The sequence below is a fragment of the Allosalinactinospora lopnorensis genome (assembly GCF_000981225.1).
Lineage (GTDB): Bacteria > Actinomycetota > Actinomycetes > Streptosporangiales > Streptosporangiaceae > Allosalinactinospora > Allosalinactinospora lopnorensis.
Map to the genome: position 1 here is coordinate 1 of NZ_LAJC01000135.1, position 6,221 is coordinate 6,221.

The 6,221-nt window shown below is 72.8% G+C and carries 6 protein-coding genes and 1 pseudogene; 5 read left to right on the plus strand and 2 right to left on the minus strand.

What is annotated here, in order from left to right:
- Positions 1–61: 61 nt before the first annotated feature.
- A complete protein-coding gene (locus VS93_RS25645; RefSeq protein ID WP_046472423.1) occupies positions 62–805 on the minus strand; it encodes a CDP-alcohol phosphatidyltransferase family protein in 744 nt (247 codons plus the stop codon).
- A gap of 111 nt (positions 806–916) precedes the next feature.
- Here VS93_RS25645 and VS93_RS25650 point away from each other — a divergent pair.
- The 5 genes and pseudogenes from VS93_RS25650 to VS93_RS25670 all read left to right on the plus strand — a co-directional run bounded on the left by VS93_RS25650 (position 917) and on the right by VS93_RS25670 (position 5,308).
- Positions 917–1,935: pseudogene (locus VS93_RS25650) on the plus strand (zinc-dependent alcohol dehydrogenase).
- A 4-nt stretch (positions 1,936–1,939) separates the two neighbouring features.
- Positions 1,940–2,338, plus strand: a complete 399-nt coding sequence (locus VS93_RS25655; RefSeq protein WP_046472424.1) for a 6-pyruvoyl trahydropterin synthase family protein — start codon at positions 1,940–1,942, stop codon at positions 2,336–2,338.
- The gene (locus tag VS93_RS25660) at positions 2,335–3,450 is read left to right on the plus strand and encodes a glycosyltransferase family 4 protein (protein WP_052746005.1); all 1,116 of its coding nucleotides are present in this window, start codon (positions 2,335–2,337) and stop codon (positions 3,448–3,450) included. Before VS93_RS25655 ends, VS93_RS25660 begins: the two co-directional genes overlap by 4 nt.
- Before the next feature lie 2 nt (positions 3,451–3,452).
- Positions 3,453–4,295: a hypothetical protein gene (locus tag VS93_RS25665; RefSeq protein WP_046472426.1), complete on the plus strand. Its 843-nt coding sequence runs from the start codon at positions 3,453–3,455 to the stop codon at positions 4,293–4,295.
- A complete protein-coding gene (locus VS93_RS25670) occupies positions 4,295–5,308 on the plus strand; it encodes a lysylphosphatidylglycerol synthase transmembrane domain-containing protein (protein WP_046472427.1) in 1,014 nt (337 codons plus the stop codon). The genes VS93_RS25665 and VS93_RS25670 overlap by 1 nt, the downstream gene beginning before the upstream one ends.
- Here VS93_RS25670 and VS93_RS25675 read toward each other — a convergent pair.
- The gene (locus tag VS93_RS25675; protein WP_046472428.1) at positions 5,298–6,020 is read right to left on the minus strand and encodes a creatininase family protein; all 723 of its coding nucleotides are present in this window, start codon (positions 6,018–6,020) and stop codon (positions 5,298–5,300) included. The genes VS93_RS25670 and VS93_RS25675 overlap by 11 nt on opposite strands.
- Between the last annotated feature and the right edge of the window lie 201 nt (positions 6,021–6,221).

A 6,221-nucleotide genomic window follows, 5' to 3' on the forward strand; every position in this document is an offset into this window, starting at 1 on the left:
CCCCAGGGGACGCCGCCGCACCGCGGCCGGTCGGGGGCTGGGATGGGTGTCCCGCCGGGCCTCACACCGCGATGGCATGGCGGTACCGGGTTCGCCAGAGCCACCCGATGTCGCGGCCGAAGGACCACACGAGCGTCGCCAGTGCCCCTCCGACCAGGAGGAACGCGGCCGCGTACGGCAGGATCCCGGCGCTGGCGATGACGAGGACCACGCCCTGAAGCGCGGCCACGGTCTTGCGGGCGAAACTCGGCGGCAGCGACGCGCGTAGCCATGGCGCCACGTGGGCCGCTGCGGCGAAGGCGTAGCGCATCGCGCCGATCACCAGCACCCATGCTCCCAGGAACCCGGCGACGAAGACGCTGAGCACCAGGATGAGGAAGGCGTCGACCTCCATGTCGAAGCGTGCCCCCAGCGTGGACACGGTCCCGGTGCGCCTCGCGACGTGACCGTCGACCCCGTCCAGGACCAGTGCCACCGCGGCGAGCATGACGAGGAGCGCGACGGGTGTCCCGCCGCCGGCGAGACTGTCCACCACGAGGGCCGTTACGCCCCCGGCCAGTGTTGAGCGGGCCAGGGTGACGCGGTCGGCCGGCCCCAGCGACTGCGCCCGCGACCGGTTCAGGGCCGAGGTGAGGAGGACACAGGTGGCAAGGGCGTAGGCGGTCCCGGCCAGCCAGCCCGCGGGGCCCAGACCCACGCTCGCCGACAGTAACGCCAGCAGGACGACCTGGGCGCCCGCCCCGACGGCCGGCTCCTGGACGGAGACCCCCGTTGTCCCGACGCTGCGCCAATCCGTTGTGGCCACTATGCCCCCATAACTCGCATGCGCTTACCAAGTCCGCGGAATACCGTTTGCTATGCTCCACGGATCCGGAAGGGAATCGGATCACCTCGAAATTACTGTCGGAGGAGGCCAATGGAGCGCGAAGCACGCGCTTTCTGGCTCAGAGCCCCCGGCGAGGGGGAGGTCCGGCCGGTCGCCCTGCCGCCCCTCCGCACTGAGGACGTGCTGGTCCGCACCCTTTATTCCGGGGTGAGCCGGGGAACCGAGACCCTCGTCTTCCGTGGCCAGGTGCCCGAGAGCCAGTACGGGGCGATGCGGGCGCCTTCCAGGAGGGCGACTTCCCCGCGCCCGTCAAGTACGGCTACCTCAACGTGGGGGTCGTCGAAGAGGGGCCGCCGGACCTGCTCGGCCGCACCGTCTTCTGCCTCTACCCGCACCAGACCCGCTACGTGGTCCCGGCCGACGCGGTGGCCCCCGTGCCGGAGACGGTTCCCGCCTCCCGGGCGGTGCTGGCCGGGACGGTGGAGACCGCGGTGAACGCGCTGTGGGACGCCGCGCCGCTGGTCGGCGACCGAATCGCCGTTGTCGGGGCGGGCATGGTCGGCTGCTGCGTCGCCCGGTTGCTCGCCGGGTTCCCCGGGGTCCGGGCGCAGCTGGTCGACACCGACCCCGCGCGCGCTCACACCGCCGAGGCGCTCGGCGTCGACTTCGCGGCCCCCGAGCAGGCCGCGGGGGAGTGCGACATCGTCGTGCACGCCAGTGCCACCGAGGAAGGGCTCGCGCGGTCCCTGGAACTGCTCGCGCCGGAGGGAGCGGTCGTCGAGCTCAGCTGGTACGGCGACCGGCGGATCAGCGTGCCGCTGGGGGAAGCCTTCCACTCGCGCCGCCTGACCATCCGCGGCAGCCAGGTGGGCACGGTGTCCCCGGCCCGGCGGACGCGCCGCGGCTTCGCCGACCGGCTGTCGCTGTCCTTCGACCTCCTCGCCGACCCCGCGTTCGACGCGCTGATCAGCAGTGAAAACGCGTTCGAGGACCTGCCCCGGGTGATGTCCCGCCTCGCCGACGGCAGTCTTTCCGGGGTGTGCCACCGGATCGGGTACAGTTCCGCGGCAGACAAGGACCGCGCGTCAGCCGACCACCCCGGAGAGTGATTCGTTGTTCAGCGTCACCATTCGCGATCACCTGATGATCGCCCACAGTTTCCGCGGGGACGTCTTCGGCCCGGCGCAGCGGCTGCACGGCGCGACGTTCATCGTGGACGCGGCGTTCCGCCGGCCAGAGCTCGACGCCGACAACATCGTCGTCGACATCGGACTGGCCGGCCAGGAGCTGGGAGCCGTGCTCGGTGAGCTCAACTACCGCAACCTCGACGACGAGCCCGCCTTCGCCGGCGTCAACACGTCCACGGAGTTCCTGGCAAAGGTCATCGCCGATCGGCTCGCCGGCAAGGTGGCCGCGGGCGCTTTCGGCGAGGGTGCCCGCGGACTGACCGGGATCACGGTCACGGTGCACGAGTCGCACATCGCCTGGGCGAGCTTCGAACGCCGACTGTGAACGCCGCCGACGGCGCCACCCCGCGCACCGTGCACGCCATCCTGCCCGGTGACATCGACGACGCCGCCGTGCCGAGCGGGGGAAACACCTATGACCGCCGCGTGTGCCAGGGCCTCGCGGCGGTGGGCTGGCGGGTGCGCGAGGTCGCTGTCCGGGGGAGTTGGCCGCGACCGGACGCCGCCGCCCGCACGGAGCTCGCGCGGGCGCTCGCCGCTCTTCCAGAGGGGGCTCTCGTGCTGCTCGACGGTCTCGTGGCGTGCGGTGTCCCCGAAGTCGTCGTGCCGCAGGCGGACCGGCTGCGTCTGGTGGTCCTGGTGCACCTGCCACTCGCTGAGGAAGCCGGGCTGGATCCGGCCACCGCGGCGGATCTGGACACCAGGGAAAGGCGGGTGCTGCACGCCGGAAGCGCGGTCGTGGCCACCAGCCCGTGGGCCGCGCGCCGGCTGGTCGAGCGGCACGGGCTCGCCGAGGACCGGGTGCGCATTGTCACACCGGGGACCGACCCCGCGCCGCCGGCGTCCGGAACCGACGGCGCGTCCCGCCTGCTCTGCGTCGCCGCGGTCACCCCGACCAAGGGGCAGGACCTGCTCGTCGAGGCGCTGGCGCACCTCACCGACCTGCCCTGGAGCTGCGTATGCGTCGGACCGCTGCGCCGCGACCCGGCCTATGTCGCGCAGTTACGGCAGATGATTGAACAGTCCGGTCTCGGCGACCGTGTGTATCTCGAAGGACCGCAGACGGGCGAGCGGCTGGCCGCCACGTACGCTGCGGCCGACCTCGTGGTACTGGCCTCCCGCGTCGAGACCTACGGCATGGTGGTGACCGAGGCGCTGGCGCGCGGGATCCCGGTACTGGCGACGGCCGTGGGCGGTGTGCCGGAAACCCTCGGGCAGGCTCCCGACGGCAGCGTTCCGGGCATTCTGGTTCCCCCAGAGGATCCCGCGGCGCTCGCGGAAGCCCTGCGCCGCTGGTTCGGCGACGACAGCCTGCGCCGCAGCCTCAGGAGTGCCGCGTGTCACATGCGCGGCATTCTCGACAAATGGGAACAGACGTCACATAACCTGGCCGGAATGCTGGAAGAGCTCCGGAACGAGCCCTGGAGGACCACGTGAGCATGGCCGCCGCGTCCCACTGCCCCCCGGAGTGGCTGGAGCTGCGCGAGAGCGCCGATGCCGCCGCTCGCGCCACGGAGCTCCTGGACCCCCTGCGCGGGTACCTGGACGCGTCGGGCGCCGCAGGGCCGCTGGTGATCCGCGACCTCGGCTGCGGCACCGGCTCCATGGGGCGCTGGCTCAACGGGCGACTAGCGGGCCCGCAGCACTGGATCCTGCACGACCGCGACCCCGAACTGCTCGCCCGGGCCAGTGCGGGCATGGCCGGCGCGGCCGCCGATGGCAGTCCCGCGACGGTCACGACGCAGGAGAAGGACATCACCCACCTGGACGCGGACGACCTCTCCGACACCTCGCTGGTGACCACCTCCGCGGTGGTGGACCTGCTCACCGGGGACGAGATGGACGGGATCGCCGAGGCGTGCGCCGGCGCCGGCTGCCCGGCCCTGCTGACCCTCTCTGTCGCGGGGCGGGTGGAACTCGCTCCGGCCGACCCGCTCGACGCCGAGATCACCGATGCTTTCAACGCCCACCAGCGCCGTACCGACCGCGGGCGCACACTGCTCGGGCCGGACGGGGCCAGTGCCGCCACCGGGGCGTTCGAACGCCGCGGCGCGGTGGTACACACCCGGCCCAGCCCGTGGCGGCTCGGCGCGGACCAGGCCGCGCTGGTCGCGGAATGGCTGCGCGGCTGGGTCGCCGCCGCCTGCGAGCAGCGGCCGGAGCTCGCGCCCCAGGGGGAGGCCTACCTGCGCCGCCGGCTCCAGGCCTGCGAGGCCGGTGAGCTGCACGTCGTGGTCCACCACAGCGACCTGCTCGCGCTGCCCAACGGTGCCCTCCGGTGATGCGGCGGGTCTGGCCCTGGCTGCGGGCACTGGGCGGTGCGGCCATCCTCGCCGCGCTGGTATGGCAGTTCGGCACCGACGCGCTGCTGGACGGCCTGCGCCTGGTCGATGGCCAGGCGGTGCTCGCCGCACTCGGACTCGGCCTACTGACCACCGTGTTCAGCGCTTGGCGGTGGTGCCTAATAGCGTGGCGCCTCGGCTTGAGGCTGCCGCTGGCGACGGCGGTCGCGGACTACTACCGGGCGCTGTTCCTCAACGTCGTGCTCCCCGCGGGCGTGCTCGGCGATGCCCACCGCGCGGTAAGCCACGGGCGGCGTTCCGGCAACCTCGGCCGTGGCGTCCGCGCCGTGGTCCTGGAACGGGTCGGGGGCCAGATCGTCCTCATCGTCCTCGGGGTCGCGGTGCTGCTGGTCCACTCCTCCCTGGCCTCCGCGGTGATCGGCGGCATCGCCCCGGCCCCTGGGCTCGGGACGGCGGCTCTGGGCGGGCTGGCCGTCGCGCTCGCGCTCGCCGCGTGGGCCCGGTGGGGGAGGAGCACGTCGAAGTGGCGCCGCGCGATCGTGGCCACCCTGACCGACGTGCGCCTCGGCCTGCTGGCCCGCGACATCTGGCCGGGGGTGGTACTGCTGTCCATGGCGGCCCTGGCGGGAAACGTCGCCCTGTTCCTCGTGGCCGCGCGCACCGCGGGCTCCTCGGCGCCGCTTTTCGAGCTCGCGCCGCTGATGGTGCTGACACTGCTCGTGATGACGCTGCCGGTGAACGTCGGCGGCTGGGGGCCGCGGGAGGCCTTCCTCGCGCTGGCGTTCGGCGCCGCGGGACTGGGGGCCACACAGGGCTTCACCACCGCAGTGGTGTGCGGGGTGCTCACCTTCGTCTCAAGTCTGCCCGGCGCCGGGGTGCTGCTCTTCCGCCGCACCGCCCGGGCGCGGCCCGAGCCCGCGCACGCCGAACTCGAAGAGGCCCCCCGTGCGCGGGAGGAGCGGGAGGAAGAGCGGCTTCCTGTTATGACCTGAGGGCCGCGAGGTGGTCACCGAACGACTCGACCAGGCTGCCGAGAAGATCCTCCCCCTTTTGGGCCGAAGCCAGTGAGGGGCGGCCGATGATCCCGGACTCGGTGTACGCCGCCACGCCGAGGGTGGGCAGGTGCCTGCGGTCGTCGGCGAGCCGGTCGCCCGACTCGTAGCCGGGCCGGACCAGGTGCGGGTGGGCGTGCAGGAGTATGGACGTCTCGGCCTCGCCGGCGTGCATATCGCTCCAGGCCGATGTCCGTATCCCGGCCGCCGCCAGCGCCGACTCCCAGTCCTGGAAGGACGGGAAGAGAGCCATGCGCGGCCCGTCCTCGGTGGCCTCCTGGACGAGGTTGCCCAGCACGTAGTTCCCGCCGTGGCCGTTGACCACGACGAGGTTCCCGGTCCCGGACCGGCGGAGCGAGTCGGCGATGTCCCGGACGACCGCGTACAGGGTCGTGGCGGAGATGCTCACGGTCCCGGGCCATGCCGCGTGCTCGTGGGAGCACGAGACCGTCACCGGCGGCAGGAGGCGGACCGGGTGGGCGGCGGCGATCTCCCGGGCGACGGTGCACGCGATCACGGTGTCGGTCGTCAGGGGGAGGAAAGGGCCGTGCTGCTCGAAGCTGCCGACGGGAAGAAGCGCCACGTCGGCGTGCCGGCCCTGTTCGTCGGTGGTGGTCTGCGATGGCAGCAGGTCAGAGGTGAGGTCGTTCATCTCGCCGGGCGTGGAGCCCCGACCTTCAGGCCGGGGAGGAAACGCCCTTCTCCTTCCGGTGGTACAGGCGTAGCCGTCGCTGCGCTGCGGCGGGCGGACATGCTCGTGGTCGATGCCGTGGACGGTTCCGTGGTCGGTGGTGATGGTGGAGCTCCCGGAGGCACGCACCGCGACCCGCCCGGTGTGGGGCCCTGCCTTCTT